We start from the raw sequence: 15,836 nt of genomic DNA, 5'->3' as shown, positions 1-15,836 counted from the left end.
ATCCGCCCGCAGCGTGCCCCGTCAGACCGCGCCCGCGCCCGTCAGCGCCCGCACCTCCGTCTCGGCGTGCCGGGCCTCGTCCGGCGGCTCCGGGGACGTCACCGTGCCGATCCAGCCGGCCAGGAAGCCCAGCGGGATCGACACGAGCCCCGGGTTCTCCAGGGGGAAGAGCTGGAAGTCGACGCCGGGGAAGAGCGACTGCTCGCTCCCCGACACCACGGGCGAGAGCACCACGAGCAGCACGGCGGGGACCAGGCCGCCGTACACCGACCAGAGCGCGCCACGGGTCGTGAAACCGCGCCAGAACAGCGAGTAGAGCAGGACGGGGAGGTTGGCCGACGCGGCGACGGCGAAGGCGAGCCCGACCAGGAAGGCGACGTTCAGATCGCGCGCGAGCAGCCCGAGCCCGATGGCGACCGCCCCGATGCCGACGGCGGCGAGCCGCGCGACGGCGACCTCGCCGAGCCGGCGCCGGGGCGGACGGCCGTCGCGGGACCGCCCGCGGTCGCGCCGCAGGGAGGCCACCAGGTCGTGCGCGACGGACGCGGAAGACGCCAGCGTGATGCCCGCGACGACGGCGAGGATCGTCGCGAAGGCGATGGCGGCGACGACCGCGAACAGCACCGTGCCCCCGGTCGATCCGGCCCCGCCGCCGAGGTCGAGGGCGAGCAGGGGCACGGCCGTGTTGCCGGCCGCGTTCGAGGCGCGTACCTCGTCCGTGCCGACGACGGCGGCGGCGCCGAAGCCGAGGACGATCGTCATCAGGTAGAAGCTCCCGATGAGCCCGATGGACCAGACGACCGAACGGCGGGCGGCCCGCGCGGTCGGCACGGTGTAGAAGCGCGAGAGGATGTGGGGCAGCCCTGCCGTGCCGAGCACCAGGGCCACGCCGAGGCTGATGAAGTCCAGCCGGGCGGTCCAGTCGCCGCCGTACTTCAGGCCGGGCGCCAGGAAGTCCTTCCCGTGGCCGCTGCGTTCGGCGGCGGAGGTGAGGAGCTGTCCGACGTCGCCGCCGAAGCGCACCAGCACCAGCACGGTCATGGCGATCGCGCCCGCCATGAGCAGCACCGCCTTCACGATCTGGATCCAGGTGGTGGCCCGCATCCCTCCCATCGACACGTAGATCACCATCAGGGCGCCGACGCCGACGACGGTCCACGAGCGCGCGGCCTCGCTCGAACCGCCCAGCAGCAGCGCCACCAGGGAGCCGGCTCCCACCATCTGCGCCACCAGGTACAGGACGGAGACGGCGACCGAGGACGTGCCGGAGGCGATGCGCACCCGGCGCTCGCTCATCCGGGAGGCGACCACGTCGGCCAGGGTGAACCGGCCGCAGTTGCGGACCAGTTCGGCGACGAGCAGCAGCACGACCAGCCATGCCACGAGGAATCCGACGGAGTAGAGCATTCCGTCGTAGCCGAACAGGGCGATCAGGCCGGAGATGCCGAGGAAGGACGCGGCCGACATGTAGTCGCCCGCGATGGCGAAGCCGTTCTCCATCGGGGAGAAGAGCCGCCCGCCGGCGTAGAACTCCTCGGCGGAGCCGCGCCGGTTCCGGCTCACCCAGGTGGTGATGCCGAGGGTGACCGCGACGAAGGCGCTGAACAGGACGAGGGCGAGGGCCTGGTGGTCGCCGCTCACCGCTCGGCTCCGCGGGTCATCTCCTGCGTGTCCCAGCGCAGTTCGAGGGCGGCCCGGTCCCGGCGCAGCCGTGCGTGCCGGGCGTAGGCCCAGGTGAGGACGAACGTGGTGAGGAACTGCGCCAGACCGGCCACCATCGCCACGTTGACCGCGCCGGCGACCGGCCTGGCCATCAGGCCGGGCGCCGTCGTCGCCGCCACGACGTAGGCCAGGTACCAGAGCAGGAAGGCGAGGGTCGCGGGCACGACGAACCGGCGGTATCGGCGGCGCACCTCCTGGAACGCGGAACTCCGCTGCACCTGGAGGTAGATGTCGGCGGCACGGAGTGCCGCGTCCTGCTCGTCCGGGACGGCGGGCGGGACGGCGGCCCGCCCGCCGGCGGTGTCCCACCGGCCGGTGGCGGGAGCGTCGTCCCACGGGTCCTCGAGCCGCACGCCGGCGCCGTGCGGCCCTTCCTGCTTCTCCACGCTCAACTCTCCTTGTCAGCGAACCGTTTCGGTACGCATGCACAAGGATGGACAGAGCGGGAGCATCCCGGACTCTCTCACCGGGGCTCTTCACCCCATCAGGTGATGAAGAGCCCCGGAGCGGGACGGCCCGGAGCACGCCCCGGGCCGGGCGTCGGATCAGGCGTCGATGCGCGACCGGTCGAGCGTGGCGGCCGAACTGGTGATGAACTCCTTGCGCGGCGCGACCTCGTTGCCCATGAGGAGGTCGAAGACCTGCTCGGAGGACTCCAGGTCGCCGATGTTGATCCGCCGCAGGGTGCGGTGCCGCGGGTCCATCGTGGTCTCCGCGAGCTGGTCGGCGTCCATCTCGCCGAGGCCCTTGTAGCGCTGGATCGATTCCTTGATCCGCACTCCCTTGCGCTGGAACTCCAGCAGGGTCTGGCGCAGCTCGCTGTCGGAGTACGTGTACACGTACTTGTCCTGGCCCTTCCTGGGCTGGACGAGCTCGATCCGGTGCAGCGGCGGCACCGCGGCGAAGACCCGGCCGGCCTCCACCATGGGCCGCATGTACCGCTGGAAGAGCGTGAGCAGCAGGGTGCGGATGTGGGAGCCGTCGACGTCGGCGTCGGTCATCATGATGACCTTGCCGTACCGGGCCGCGTCGATGTCGAAGGTGCGGCCCGAGCCCGCTCCTATCACCTGGATGATCGCGCCGCACTCGGCGTTCTTCAGCATGTCCGAGACGGACGACTTCTGGACGTTGAGGATCTTGCCCCGGATGGGCAGCAGCGCCTGGAACTCGCTGTTGCGGGCCAGCTTGGCCGTGCCCAGCGCGGAGTCCCCCTCGACGATGAAGAGCTCGCTGCGCTCCACGTCGTCGCTGCGGCAGTCGGCGAGCTTCGCGGGGAGCGAGGAGGACTCCAGGGCCGTCTTGCGCCGCTGCGCCTCCTTGTGCTGGCGGGCCGCGATGCGGGTGCGGGCGGCCGCCACGGCCTTGTCGAGCACGGCACGCGCCTGCGCCTTGGCGTCGCGCCGGGTGGAGGTCAGGAACGCCTTCAGCTCCCTGGCGACCACGTTCGCGACGATCCGGTTGGCCGCCGAGGTGCCGAGGACCTCCTTGGTCTGGCCCTCGAACTGCGGCTCGGCCAGCCGGACGGTGACGACCGCCGTCAGCCCCTCCAGGGCGTCGTCCTTGACGATGTCGTCCTCGGCGACGCGCAGCAGTTTGGCGGAGCGCAGCACCTCGTTCACGGTCCTCGTCACGGAGCGTTCGAATCCGGTGACGTGGGTGCCGCCCTTGGGGGTGGCGATGATGTTGACGAAGGACTTGAGCGTGGTGTCGTAGCCCGTGCCCCAGCGCATGGCGATGTCGACGCCGAGCTCCCGGGTGACCTCGGTGGGGGTCATGTGGCCGCGGTCGTCGAGGACCGGGACGGTCTCCTTGAAGGTGCCCTGCCCGCTCAGCCGCAGCACGTCGCAGACGGCCTTGTCCTGGGCGAGGTACTCGCAGAATTCGCTGATGCCGCCGTCGAAGTGGAACGTTTCGACGCTCTTGCCCTCGCCGTCGCCCCCGCCCGGCCCGCGCTCGTCCCGGACGACGATGGTCAGCCCCGGCACCAGGAAGGCGGTCTGGCGGGCGCGCTGGTGGAGGGTGTCCAGGGACAGCCGGGCGTCCTTGAGGAAGATCTGGCGGTCGGCCCAGTACCGCACACGGGTGCCGGTCCGCGTCTTGGGCACGCGCTTGCCCTTGAGGAGCCCGCCCGCCGGGTCGAAGGGGGCGTCGGGGCCGGACTCGGTGAAGATGCCGGGGACACCGCGGCGGAAGCTGACCTTGTGGGTGGCCGCACCGCGGTCCACCTCCACGTCCAGCCGGGCCGAGAGGGCGTTGACGACGGAGGCGCCGACGCCGTGGAGGCCGCCGGAAGCGGCGTAGGAACCGCCTCCGAACTTTCCGCCGGCGTGCAGCTTGGTCATCACGACCTCGACGCCCGACAGGCCGGTCTTGGGCTCGACGTCCACGGGGATGCCCCGGCCGTTGTCCCTGACCTCCACGGAGCCGTCCTCGTGGAGGATCACCTCGATGTGGTCGCAGTGGCCGCCGAGGGCTTCGTCGACGGAGTTGTCGATGATCTCCCACAGGCAGTGCATCAGACCGCGGCTGTCGGTGGACCCGATGTACATGCCGGGTCGCTTGCGGACCGCTTCGAGGCCTTCCAGGACGAGCAGATGCCGCGCGGTGTAGTTGGAGCCGTCACGGTCTGCGGTCAGCAGCGCCGTGGAAGGCACGGACGTTTCGGCGGTCACGCGGTTCGCTCCTCGCTGAATTTCAGATGGGGCCAAGTGGGGTAGGGGCCCGGGCGTCGGTCGCCGCACAGAGCGTACCGAGGCCTGGTAGAGCCGATGTAACGCCACCCACATGATTTCTCATGCTAGTCCAGCATCGCATGCATGTTCGATCCCTCGATGGGGTGACGTGAACATCACGTTCCCTTCGAGGCATGAACCATTTAGGCTCCGGGCACGTCCTCATCAACAACCGGCAACCCAGCCGGGAGGGCCAAACGAGACAAGCAACCGCGAAATCCGTAGAGCGAAGCAATACGGCTCATTCGCCGCCAACCGGCAACTGACAGCCACCTCGGGAAAAGTTTCGAGGAAAAGCCACGAGCGGGAACGTTTTCGGGCTGGTTGGATGTTGACCCTGGTACGACAGCTCGTCGAGCTAGAGAAGAGGCGACGTGACTACTGTTCTGACCCCCGCGAGCCCGCTGACGGCCGCTGACCGCTGCGACCGCTGCGGCGCCCAGGCATACCTGCGCGTTGTTCTGATCAGCGGCGGCGAACTGCTCTTCTGCGCCCACCACGGGCGCAAGTTCGAGCCGGAACTCAAGAAGATCGCCGCTGAGATACAGGACGAGACGGACCGGCTGACGGTTGTGCCGTCCGGCACCGGCGAAGAGGATCGCTGACCCTCACCCCGCGACGAGCCAAGGCCGGTCCCGGACCGGCGACGGGCGGCCACTCCTGGTGTCCAGGAGTGGCCGCCCGTTCTCGTACCGTGACCGCGGCCGGGCCGCCGGTCAGTCCTCCGCGTCCGGCAGACCGCCCGGCACCGAGGGGAGCACCGCCGAGACCCGGGTGTAGACGCCCGGGCCGTCGGGCCGCCCGCAGCCGCTCCCCCAGGACACCAGCCCGATGAGCCGCCCCCGGGCCACCAGCGGCCCGCCGCTGTCCCCCTGGCACGCGTCGCGCCCGCCCGCCTCGTCACCGGCACAGAGCATCGTGGCCGGCGTGTACCGCCCGTCCGCCCCGCCGGGGTAGGCGGTGGCGCACTTCTCGTCGGGGAGCACCGAGACCCGGGCGGCCCGCAGCGTCGGCGCGTACGCGCCCGCCCCGGTGGTGTCGCCCCACCCGTAGACGACGGCCTCCGTGCCGGGCGCGTACGCCTCGTCCCCCTCCCGGGCCACCGGCAGCACGCGGGACGACGGGAGCGCCTCGGAGAGGGTGAGCAGGGCCATGTCGGGGCTGTTCGCCTCGGGGTCGTACTCCGGCGGGATCCAGCTGGAGCGGACCGCGACCTCCTGGCCGCCCTCGCCTTCGAGATCCGATCTGCCGGACACCACCCTCAGATCCCGGACGAGGCGCACGTCCTTGCCCAGCACCGCCGGGCTGAGACAGTGGGCCGCCGTCATCACCGTGGTGGGCGAGACCACGACACCCCCGCAGAACTGGCCGGCACGCGCTGCGCCGAACCGGTCACGGCTCGACAGGGCGACGACCCACGGACTCGTGTCCGCGCTCACCTCCTGGCCGCCGATGACCACACTGTCGGCAGCCGCGGACGACGGCATGACCAGGGGTGCGGCGATCACGGCCGCGATCAGGGCCGGCAGTCCGGCCGTGCCTCGGACGCTGCGAGGACGCATACGCTCTCCTGACTCTGCGTGACTCGATTGCACTCAGCGTCGTGCAACGGACCGGGGCCCGCACCCGCGAGGGCACCCGGGCACGGCGAAGGGTCCGGCCCCCATACGGGGGCCGGACCCTTCGCCGTGCGTGTCGCAGGAGCGAGGCGCTCCGGCTCAGTCGAGGTAGTCGCGCAGCACCTGGGAACGGGACGGGTGGCGGAGCTTCGACATCGTCTTCGACTCGATCTGGCGGATGCGCTCGCGCGTCACCCCGTAGACCTTGCCGATCTCGTCCAGGGTCTTCGGCTGGCCGTCCGTGAGGCCGAAGCGCATCGAGACGACGCCCGCCTCACGCTCGGACAGGGTGTCGAGCACGGAGTGCAGCTGCTCCTGGAGGAGGGTGAAGCTGACGGCGTCGGCCGGGACGACCGCCTCGGAGTCCTCGATGAGGTCACCGAACTCGCTGTCGCCGTCCTCGCCGAGCGGGGTGTGCAGCGAGATGGGCTCGCGGCCGTACTTCTGGACCTCGATGACCTTCTCGGGGGTCATGTCGAGTTCCTTGGCCAGCTCCTCCGGGGTGGGCTCGCGGCCCAGGTCCTGGAGCATCTGGCGCTGCACGCGCGCGAGCTTGTTGATGACCTCGACCATGTGGACCGGGATGCGGATGGTGCGGGCCTGGTCGGCCATGGCGCGGGTGATCGCCTGACGGATCCACCAGGTGGCGTACGTGGAGAACTTGTAGCCCTTGGTGTAGTCGAACTTCTCGACGGCACGGATCAGACCGAGGTTGCCCTCCTGGATGAGGTCCAGGAAGAGCATGCCGCGGCCCGTGTAGCGCTTGGCCAGCGAGACCACCAGACGGAGGTTGGCCTCCAGCAGGTGGTTCTTGGCCCGGCGGCCGTCCTCGGCGATGATCTCCAGCTCGCGCTTGAGCTTGGGCGCCAGCTTGTCGGCGCTCGCCAGCTTGTCCTCGGCGAACAGACCGGCCTCGATGCGCTTGGCGAGCTCGACCTCCTGCTCGGCGTTGAGCAGCGGGACCTTGCCGATCTGCTTCAGGTAGTCCTTGACCGGGTCGGCGGTGGCGCCGGCGACGGCGACCTGCTGCGCGGGCGCGTCGTCCTCGTCGTCGTCGGAGAGGACGAAGCCCTTGCTCTCGCCCTCGGTCTCCTCTTCGTCGCCCTTGCCGCCGGGCTGGACGTCGTCGAGCAGCTCTTCGCCCTCGGCGAGCTCGTCGGCGTCCTTCTTGCCCGCGGTCTTCTTCGCGGCGGTCTTCTTGGCGACGGTCTTCTTGACCGCGGTCTTCTTGGCCGCCGTCTTCTTGGCTGCGGCCTTCTTGGCGGGGGCGGCGGCCGCCGGGTCGTCCGCCGTGGCCTCGACGGTCTCGGCGGACGGCGCCGCGGTGGCGGCGACGGTCTTCGCCGTGGTCGTCTTGGCGGCGACGGTCTTGGTGGCGGTGCGCTTTGCCGGGCTCTTCGCTGCGACGCTCTTGCGGGCGCGCTTCGGCGACTCCGCTGCACTGACCATCAGCGTCACACCCTCTTCCTCGAGGATCTGGTTGAGGCTGCGCAGAACATTCTTCCACTGGGTTGGCGGAATCTGGTCAGCCTCGAAGGCCCGACGCACGTCATCGCCGGCGATCTGCCCATCAGCCTTTCCCCGCTCGATGAGCGCCATCACAGACTCGGACTCGGCGATCTCCGGCGGGAGCGTACGGGATGTGCTGGCCGACACGAACAACCTCTCGGAACGATGGAAACGGCTTCCGGCCCCGCCCATGATCGGGCCGGAGCCGACGACCACCGGGCTGCGGATGAACCGGTGGGCGCGGGCTGAACCTGGGAGCTGCCACAGCGCCGTCCCCGGCGGCTGTATTCCCTCCTCGGCTGTCACCTCTTAGGTCATCGCAGCGTTTCGCGGAGTGTTACGCCCAATTCGCGTGGCCCGAGTCACACCTCGAACGGGGCAGACCGGACGTAACGTGACAGACCACGTACAGCGTGTCGCCGGATCCCCCTCGGAATCCGGCGACACGCCGCACGGACGCCTTTCCCGCGCGCCCGCAGCCGGGGTCAGTGCTCGCGCGGCGCCGGGACCACCCGGTCCACGTCCGGGTGAGCGGTGAGGAGCTGCCGCATGGCGGACTCCGCCGCGTGCGCGTCGCCGGATGCGAGGGCGTCGGCGATCCGGGCGTGGTGCGCCACGGCGGCCTCGGTCGGGCGGTCGCAGCCGGTGACCGGGCCCCCGGAGACCTGGAGGGCCGCGGCGACGATGCCGGAGAGGTGCTCCAGCATGCGGTTGCCGGCGAGCTGGATGAGCAGGGAGTGGAATTCGGCATCGGCGCGGGAGAAGGTGAGGCCGTCACCCTGAGCAAGGGCGTGGCCCATGATCTCCACCATGTCCCCCAGCCGCTGCTGCACCTCGTCGCGGCCGTGCCCCGCCGCGAGCCGGGCGGCGAGCGGTTCGATCGTCCAGCGCATTTCGTTCAGCTCCCTGCGCTGGTCCTCGCGCTGGGGTCCGAAGGCCCGCCACTCGATGATGTCGGGGTCGAGGAGGTTCCAGTCGCTGACCGGTCGCACCCGCGTACCGACATTGGGGCGGGCACTGACCAGCCCCTTGGCCTCCAGCACGCGCAGCGACTCGCGCACGACGGTGCGCGAGACCTCGAAACGCTGGCCGATCTCCTCGGGAACGAGGGGGCGGTCGGCCCCCAGGTCTCCGGAGACGATCATCTGTCCGAGCTGCTGGACGAGTTGGCCGTGCAGTCCGCGGCCGCGGCTGCCGGCCGGGCGACGGGGCGCCCGGCCCAGGTCCGCGTCCGCGCCCTGCCAGGCGACGGGCGTGACGCGGTCGGCGCCCGGGGACTCCGCAAAGGGGTATCGGTCGAGTTCGCCCGGGCCGGTCAGGCTGGTCTCGGCGGGACGGGCGGCGGTCATCATGGTGTGCGCAAGGGTACTCACGCATCCTTTGTCGGCGTGCTTTCCGAGCCCCTTGAGGTCTTTGGTGAAAAGCACACGAAAGGGTGATCAGCGCCCGCTCTCCCCTTGACGCCTTATCGGAAGAAATCGGGCCCTTTCACGGAAGTTGTCACCACCGCGCGGCCGTGCGGTCCGGCACGATCACCAAGTCGTCCTGCTGCGGAGCGCGATGGACAGATACGCGCAGATCAGTGCGGACAGCGACAACACCATGGCGGCGCCGACCGGTTGTGCCAGCAGTTCGAGGGCCGCCCGGATCCAGGGGTCGGCGGCTTCGGGAAGCCGGCTCCCCGCCGCCGACCGAAGTCGCCCGGGCAGACCCGCGATCGAACGGACGGCCGGACCCAGAAGCGCGAACTCGACCAGCGGTGCGATCAGTACGGGAACGGCGAGCACGGCGGCCACTCCGGCGGCCGTGACCCGGAAGACCGCAGCGGCGAGCAGCCCCGCCCAGGCGCACCCGATGCACAGGCCGAGCCAACGGACGCCCAGATCAGCCCAGTTCGCCCGCAGCGGGCCCAAGTCGGCACCGTTGACGAGCCGGAGGACCTGTGCGTCGGCCACGACGGCCAGGAGCGCCAGCACCACCGCGGCGGCGGCCGTCACCGCCAGCTTGGCCAGCAGCAGTCCGGGGCGGCGCGGGGAGACCCCGCGCACCGCGGCGAGAGCGGGGAAGCGGAACTCCTCGCCGAAGGAGAGGGCGCCGATCAGCCCGGCTCCGAACGCGGCGGGCGGCAGCGGGAGGAAGCCGGGCCAGGCGACGAGGGCGGCGGGCCGCGGAGCGCCCCCGCCGCGCGCGAGAAGGACGCACAGGGCCAGTGAGGAGACCACGACCGCGGCTGCGATCAGCGGCGCGGTGCGGACTCCCAGCATGCGGCGCAGTTCGTAGCGCAGAGCCCGGCGCGGGCTCCGCGGCCTGGCCGGGGACATGACGGGGGCGCCGTCCGCGGCCTGGAGCGCGTCGGCCGGATCCCCGGATGACGCCTCCTCGCGGGCGACGGCGACGGCCTCGGCCGGGGGCCGCCGGGCCGCGGCGACCAGGCCCCGGCCTGGTCCGGCCGGCCGGACCAGGCCGGACGGACCGCCCGTAGTGCCGCCCGGACCGCCCGTCATGCCGCCCGGCTCCGCGGGAGCCGCCCCGACCTCCTCGGTCAGACGGTGGACGAGCACGCCGTGCCGGAACGCCGTCTCGCCGATCTCCGGGCAGCTGCTCCCGTACACGGACAGCAGACTGCTGCTCTCGGTGACCACTTCCAGCGAGCGCCTGGCGGCGCGGGCCTCCCTGCGCACGGCGTCCGAGAGCCGTGCCGCGTGCGGGGTGCGGACGCTCACCCGGGGCCTGAGCCTGGTGCGCGCGAAGGATTCGGCGTCCTGGTCCGCGACCACTCTGCCGCCGTCGAGGGTGACCACGTGGTCGGCGAACCGGGCCGCCTCCTTGGGGTCGCGGCTCGTGCAGAGCACGGTGCCTCCGGCGTCCGCGTGCACACGGAGCCGTCCGAGGAGCCAGGCCGCGTCGCGGAGGGAGAGGTCCCGGCACGGTTCGTCGAGGATCAGCGTGTGGGGGTCGCCCAACAGCGCTGCCGCCAGGGCCAGTCGGCGGTCCATCCCCCGGGACAGCAGTCCCAGCCGCTCGTCGCGCAGGGCGCCGAGACCGACCTCGTCGAGCAGTTCGTCCGCGCGGGCGGCGGGCACTCCCGCGGCTGCGCTCAGCATCCGCAGATGCCCGCCCGCCGTGCGGGCGGGGTGACCCGGCGTCCCGCCCAGGACCAGGCCCACCTCGCGCGCCGGGTCGGCGACACGGTGGAGCGGTGTGCCACGGAACCAGGTCATGCCGCGGCCCGCGTCGAGACCCGCGACCAGCCGCACCAGCGTTGTCTTTCCCGCGCCCCGCTCACCGAGCAGGGCGGTGATCTCGCCCGGCCTGCAGTCGAACGAGATGTCGTCCACGGCAGGCCGGCCCTCGGCGCCGCGGACGCTGGTCACTCCGACGGCCTGGAGCATCGCTTGACTCGCCATCTCTCGCGGAAGGTGAGACCGCTCAGCGGCAGCACGGGTACCGCAGCAAGATAACGCGACATTTTCGACTTTTCGTGCATCGGGCAGTGGCCGGGTGTGTGTGTGTGTGTGTGTGGGGGGACGCAGGCCCGGCAGGCCGCTGCCTCAGACCTCCGGACGCAGCATCGGCGGATTGAGCAGCGTGGCCCCGCCGGCGCGGAACAGCTGGGCCGGGCGCCCTCCCTGACGGGTGGTGGTGCCGCCGGCGGGGACGAGGAAGCCCGGCGTCCCGGTCACCTTGCGGTGGAAGTTGCGGGGATCGAGTGCGACGCCCCAGACGGCCTCGTACACGCGCCGCAGCTCTCCCACGGTGAACTCGGGCGGGCAGAAGGCCGTGGCCAGCGACGAGTACTCGATCTTCGAGCGGGCACGCTCCACGCCGTCCGCCAGGATCGTCGCGTGGTCGAAGGCGAGCGGCGCCTGCTCACCGTCCTCGGCGGTGTCCCCGCGCGCCAGCAGCTCCTCGACGGGCGCCCAGCGTGCGCTGTTGGCGTCGCCGCCGGCGCGCGGGGCCGGCAGGTCGGGGGCGAGCACCAGATGGGCGACGCTGACCACCCGCATCCGCGGATCACGCCGTGGGTCGCCGTAGGTGGCGAGCTGCTCCAGGTGGGCACCGTTGGCGGCGGGCGACGCCGGGTCGTGCGCGGACAGGCCGGTCTCCTCGGCGAGCTCGCGGCCCGCCGCTCCCGCGAGGTCCTCGTCGTCCCGCACGAATCCTCCGGGCAGCGCCCACCGTCCCTGGAACGGCGGCTCCCCGCGGCGCACGACGAGCGCGCAGAGCGCGTGCCGTCGCACGGTGAGCACGACCAGGTCGACGGTGACGGCGAAGGGCGGGAAGGCCGACGGGTCGTAGGGCGACATGCCGTGATCATAGTCGTCTGCCTGACGATAAAGACACCCTCCGTGTGTGTTCCAGCCGTTCGGGGGGAACGGGCGACCTGTACGCACCACGGCCTGTCACACGCCCAGTTGCAGACCGTCCGCGGCCTCTTCGACCATCGCCAGCCCCCGCCCGCTCACCCGCACCGCGAACGGCTCGCCGGCGATCCGCAGGCCGGAGATCCGAACCTCCCCGAGCGGGGCGGAGCGCATCGGGCGCAGCGTCACCGTGCCCGCCGGGGCGTCGGGCCGGATCCCCGTGACCGCCGAGACCAGCAGGAGCGCGGACGCGGCGCCCAGCGCGGCGGGGCGGCAGGCCGCCGGATGCGGCACCGGCCCGGATCCGGGAGTCCGCCGCAGCCCGGCGAACATCTCCGGCAGCCGGTGCCCGAACGCCTCCGCCGCGTCCAGGAGCCCGCGCGCCAGGTCGGCCGCCTCGTGTTCGAGTCCCGCGGCGGCGAGACCCGCCACGGCCACGGCCGTCTCGTGCACCCGTACGGCGCCGCTGCGGTGGCCGAGGGGGTTGTGGGCGCGCTCCCCCTCGCCGAGCGACCGCAGTCCCCACCCCGAGTCGACCGCCGGGTCGCGGAACAGGCGGGCCAGCTGCACGGTGCGCGTCGGGTCCAGCAGGCACGGCGCGAGCGCTCCCCCGGCCGCGAGCCCGGTGTCCAGCAGGTGCGCCGCTGCCGAGCCGAGCGTGCCGACGGGCCGGCCGTCCGGAAGCCGTCCCGCCACCGGCCTGCCGCCGGCGACGCCGTCGGCCCAGAACCGTGTGCGGAACGCCGTGCGCGCCTCCCCCGCCCACTCCCGCCAGTACGCGCCGCCGGGACGGCCCGCCGCGTCGAGCAGTCCGGCACCGAGCTCCGCCGCCCGGTGCGCATGGGCCTGTGTCACGGACCGCAGGAAGCCCTGCCCGGCCTCCTCCTCGACAGCGGTTCCGTCGCCGGCCCTGCGGCGGAGCCAGTCGAGGCAGCGCTCGGCGGCGGGGAGCAGTTCCTCCAGGTCGCGCTCGGGGAGTCCCCAGCGCCATGCCTCCGCCAGCACCACGGGGAAGGCCAGCGTCGCTTCCGTGGCGGTGCAGCCCGGCGGTACGTGCGGTCCGGCGTCGCGCAGCTCGCCGGGAAGCAGGCCGGACGCCGGTCCGGGGCCGGTCCGCTGGCCGCGGGCAGCCGTGCGCAGTGCGGCGGCCGCGAGGCGGGTGGAGAGCGGGAGCGCCGCCCTGGCGGCCCAGAGGGCGTCCGCCGGCACGGGGCGCAGCCGCCACGGAACGCCGGCGGCGACGCTCGCGTCGTCGGACCGCACCGGGTCGCGGCACAGCAGGGCCCGCAGGTCGTCGACCGCCGCGTCGACGAAGGGCGCGAGCCGGACGTCGTCGCACTCGACGGCAGGTCCCGGCACGAGGCTCGCCGCGGCCGGCCGGGAGAGGCCGGCCTCGTGCGGCGGAGCGCCCGGACCGGGGCGCACGGAGAGGCTGATGGTGCGCGAGGAGCCGGGGGCGAGACCGAGTTCCCAGCGCAGCAGCCCCGCAGAGGCGAGCGTGTCGTCGGGCGCGGGATCGGCGGTGACGACGGCGCCGGTGCCCGCCGCTCCGTCGGGGGCGGGCCAGCGGATGCCGGAGTCGTGGACGGACCCCGCCGCCTCGGGTCCGGGGCGGCCCGCGGCGACCGCTCCGAACTGAGCGAGATCCGTGGCCAGCGTGACGTCCACCGGCAGGCGCAGCGGCGAGGACGAGAGGTTGCGCAGCACGATCCGCTCGGTGCCGTGCGCGTCCCGGGTGCGTTCGACGAGGACGTCGGGGTCGGGCGCCGCGGAGATGCGCACGGCGCCGGTGAACTCGGCGCATTCCGCGGAGACGAGCCGGGAGCGCAGCGGGACGGGCGGACGTCCGGCGACGTGCAGCCGGCAGCGTGAGAGCAGCCGGACGCCGGACCGGTAGACGCCCTCGACGCCGTGCCCGTCGAGCTGGCCGTGGAGCGGGGAGACGGCGAACGCGGGCAGGGCGACGCAGATGAGGGTGTGGTGGACGGGTGGCGGCCCGGAAGCGGACGGGGCGGTGACGCCCGCCGCGGGTGGCGGGACCGGTCGTGGCCGCGGGGTGGTCGCCTGCCTGACTGCGTTGGGGCCCATGGGGTGCCTGCCGCGCCTTCCGTGCACGTCCGCCGTCCGCCGCTCGCACGACGGGGCGGGCCGGGCCGGACCGCCATCCCGGTGAACGCCTGCCCGGGCACAAGGGTCACGGGCGTCGCCCTTCCAGGGGTGCGGCGGGGCCGGCGGCCTGCTCGTGGGCAGGACCGGCCGGGGTGGTGCGCCGCGGTGCGGAGACCGGGCGGGCGGCGCGGGCCGCGATCCGGCGGGTCCGGCGCCGCGGGCGCCTGCCGGAAGCACGCCGTCCGGCGCCGGGGAGCGGATGGCCCCCGGGCGCGGCTCCGTCGCCCGGCCGGGAGCCGCCGGGCGCCGGGGTCCCGCTGATGCCGCCGGACGGGGCGAGCCGTCCGGCACCCGCCCGGCGGGGTCGACGGGTGCGGGTGCGGCGTGCGAGCGGACGGGGCAGCGCGCGAGGGGCGGCCGGGTCGCCGCCGGCGGCGGCCGCTCCCGGCGTGGCGGGGGCGGCGGGAGCGTCCGGGGAGTCGGCTCCGGGCGTGGCACCCGGTGCCCCGGCGCTGTGCCGTGCGGGACGGCCCGGGGCCGTCGGCCAGTCCTGGTCCTGGCGCAGGCAGTGGCGGAGGGTCTCCGGATCGATGCCCTCGTTGCACGCCTGGTGCAGGAGCTGGGCGAAGACGTACTGCGGATCGGCGCGGAGGGCCAGCCCGAGGGCTACCCGGGCCGACGGTTCGTCGCCCGTGGCCCAGGAGACCCAGCCGGCCAGGGTGAGAGGCGCCGCCGCGTGCGCCTGGTAGAGGCCCGCGCACCGCCGGGCGAGGGCACGCCACAGCCGCAGCGCGGGCGCCGCGTCGGCCCCTTCCATCCACTGCGCCGCCCGGTCCCGGGTCCGGCGGTCCTGGAGGCCGAGGATCGCCGCGGCGGCCTCGCGCGGCGAGATGAGGCGGTCGTCCTCCGCGTCCGCCGCCGCCGCGGAGACTCCGGCCCCTTCTCCCGGGGACGAACGGGCCAGCCGGTCCATCAGGCGGCGGGCGAGGGCGAGCGTCTCGACGGCGATGGCACGCCGCCCGCTCTCCTCCAGGGCGCGGGACAGGAGCGCCGCCCCCGCGTCGTCCAGGGCACGTGTCTGGACCAGGATCCCCGCGGCGGGCGGAGGAGCGAGACGTGCCTCCATCTCCTTCTGGCTGCCCCGCACCCGCACGCCCGCGTACGCGGCGGCGGCGGCCATGACCGAGGTGCCCGGCAGGGCGAGCGGTGTCCCCTCGGGCGGGCAGCAGCGGACGTCGGGGCAGCAGTAGGACCAGAAGCGCCCGTCGGCGATGCACAGGGCCTCCAGCACCGGGACGTCGAGCGCGCCGCAGGCGGTCCGCAGCCGCTGGGCGAGGGGCCTCAGCTCCTCCATGACCCGCGCGCCGCTCCCGCCGGGGCCCGGCTCGCGGCAGAGGAAGGCGACCATCGCGTCGGGGCGCTCCCCTCGCCGTTCGCTGCCGTGGACGAGGCAGGCGGCGAGCTGCTCCGCCACCTCCGGCCACTGGGCCGGCGACCGGGGGATGCCGAGCCTGACCCGGCCCCCGAACCGGCCTCGGCGGCCGTGCAGGGCGACGAGCACGATCGAGTCGCTGGGCCGGAAGCCCATCATGTAGGGCAGGGCGTCGGCGAGTTCGGAGGGGCTGCGCAGGGTGATCTGCTGGGCGTCCGGAAGGCCGGTGAGTGATTCACGGTGCTTGCTCATGGCATGACCGTCTCGCGGACTTCCTCCCGCCGCGACCCCCTGTGGACAAGTTGTCCACAGGCAGCGGGTGCGGTTCGCGCGTTGTCGGTGCCATCGG

Annotated in this window: 11 protein-coding genes; 1 reads left to right on the top strand and 10 read right to left on the bottom strand. The window is 73.3% G+C overall.

All coding sequences use genetic code 11. From position 1 onward, the window contains the following. Positions 1–21 precede the first annotated feature (21 nt). From IAG43_RS24065 to IAG43_RS24055, 3 genes are all read right to left on the bottom strand, one after another. Positions 22–1,641, bottom strand: a complete 1,620-nt coding sequence (locus IAG43_RS24065; RefSeq protein ID WP_187742773.1) for a solute symporter family protein — start codon at positions 1,639–1,641, stop codon at positions 22–24. Then, positions 1,638–2,108 (bottom strand): DUF485 domain-containing protein, encoded by a 471-nt coding sequence (locus IAG43_RS24060; protein ID WP_246574521.1) that lies wholly within the window; start codon positions 2,106–2,108, stop codon positions 1,638–1,640. Before IAG43_RS24060 ends, IAG43_RS24065 begins: the two co-directional genes overlap by 4 nt. Before the next feature lie 159 nt (positions 2,109–2,267). Next, positions 2,268–4,394 carry a DNA gyrase/topoisomerase IV subunit B gene (locus IAG43_RS24055; protein ID WP_187742772.1) on the bottom strand — a complete coding sequence of 709 codons (2,127 nt, stop codon included), beginning with the start codon at positions 4,392–4,394 and terminating at the stop codon, positions 2,268–2,270. 434 nt (positions 4,395–4,828) lie between these two features. On the opposite strand from IAG43_RS24055, the gene IAG43_RS24050 reads away from it, so the two are divergent. Continuing rightward, entirely contained in the window at positions 4,829–5,059 is a 231-nt protein-coding gene (locus IAG43_RS24050) for a DUF7455 domain-containing protein (protein WP_187742771.1), read from the top strand. A gap of 111 nt (positions 5,060–5,170) precedes the next feature. On the opposite strand, the gene IAG43_RS24045 is transcribed toward IAG43_RS24050, so the two are convergent. The 7 genes from IAG43_RS24045 to IAG43_RS24015 form a co-directional block, all read right to left on the bottom strand. Continuing rightward, a complete protein-coding gene (locus tag IAG43_RS24045) occupies positions 5,171–6,016 on the bottom strand; it encodes a S1 family serine peptidase (protein ID WP_187742770.1) in 846 nt (281 codons plus the stop codon). A gap of 156 nt (positions 6,017–6,172) precedes the next feature. Next, positions 6,173–7,729, bottom strand: a complete 1,557-nt coding sequence (locus tag IAG43_RS24040; protein WP_187742769.1) for an RNA polymerase sigma factor — start codon at positions 7,727–7,729, stop codon at positions 6,173–6,175. A gap of 338 nt (positions 7,730–8,067) precedes the next feature. Further along, entirely contained in the window at positions 8,068–9,009 is a 942-nt protein-coding gene (locus tag IAG43_RS24035; RefSeq protein ID WP_281403978.1) for a FadR/GntR family transcriptional regulator, read from the bottom strand. A 105-nt stretch (positions 9,010–9,114) separates the two neighbouring features. Then, positions 9,115–10,974 (bottom strand): ATP-binding cassette domain-containing protein, encoded by a 1,860-nt coding sequence (locus IAG43_RS24030; RefSeq protein ID WP_187744609.1) that lies wholly within the window; start codon positions 10,972–10,974, stop codon positions 9,115–9,117. Between the two features lie 159 nt (positions 10,975–11,133). Continuing rightward, positions 11,134–11,889, bottom strand: coding sequence for an NUDIX hydrolase (locus IAG43_RS24025; protein WP_187742767.1), 756 nt, complete (start codon positions 11,887–11,889; stop codon positions 11,134–11,136). A gap of 96 nt (positions 11,890–11,985) precedes the next feature. Next, the gene (locus IAG43_RS24020) at positions 11,986–14,034 is read right to left on the bottom strand and encodes a glycogen debranching N-terminal domain-containing protein (protein ID WP_187742766.1); all 2,049 of its coding nucleotides are present in this window, start codon (positions 14,032–14,034) and stop codon (positions 11,986–11,988) included. A gap of 106 nt (positions 14,035–14,140) precedes the next feature. Continuing rightward, positions 14,141–15,739 (bottom strand): DUF4192 domain-containing protein, encoded by a 1,599-nt coding sequence (locus tag IAG43_RS24015; RefSeq protein WP_187742765.1) that lies wholly within the window; start codon positions 15,737–15,739, stop codon positions 14,141–14,143. Between the last annotated feature and the right edge of the window lie 97 nt (positions 15,740–15,836).

The organism is Streptomyces genisteinicus, assembly GCF_014489615.1.
In the GTDB taxonomy this organism is placed as follows: domain Bacteria; phylum Actinomycetota; class Actinomycetes; order Streptomycetales; family Streptomycetaceae; genus Streptomyces; species Streptomyces genisteinicus.
Note: the sequence above shows the minus strand (reverse complement) of the source record. Positions and strands in the feature narration are given on the sequence as shown.

Excerpts from the sequence above, each read along its gene's own strand:
- IAG43_RS24045 (WP_187742770.1), bottom strand. The coding sequence starts at position 6,016 with ATGCGTCCTCGCAGCGTCCGAGGCACGGCCGGACTGCCGGCCCTGATC.
- IAG43_RS24030 (WP_187744609.1), bottom strand. The coding sequence starts at position 10,974 with ATGCTCCAGGCCGTCGGAGTGACCAGCGTCCGCGGCGCCGAGGGCCGG.
- IAG43_RS24025 (WP_187742767.1), bottom strand. The coding sequence starts at position 11,889 with ATGTCGCCCTACGACCCGTCGGCCTTCCCGCCCTTCGCCGTCACCGTC.
- IAG43_RS24020 (WP_187742766.1), bottom strand. The coding sequence starts at position 14,034 with ATGGGCCCCAACGCAGTCAGGCAGGCGACCACCCCGCGGCCACGACCG.
- IAG43_RS24015 (WP_187742765.1), bottom strand. The coding sequence starts at position 15,739 with ATGAGCAAGCACCGTGAATCACTCACCGGCCTTCCGGACGCCCAGCAG.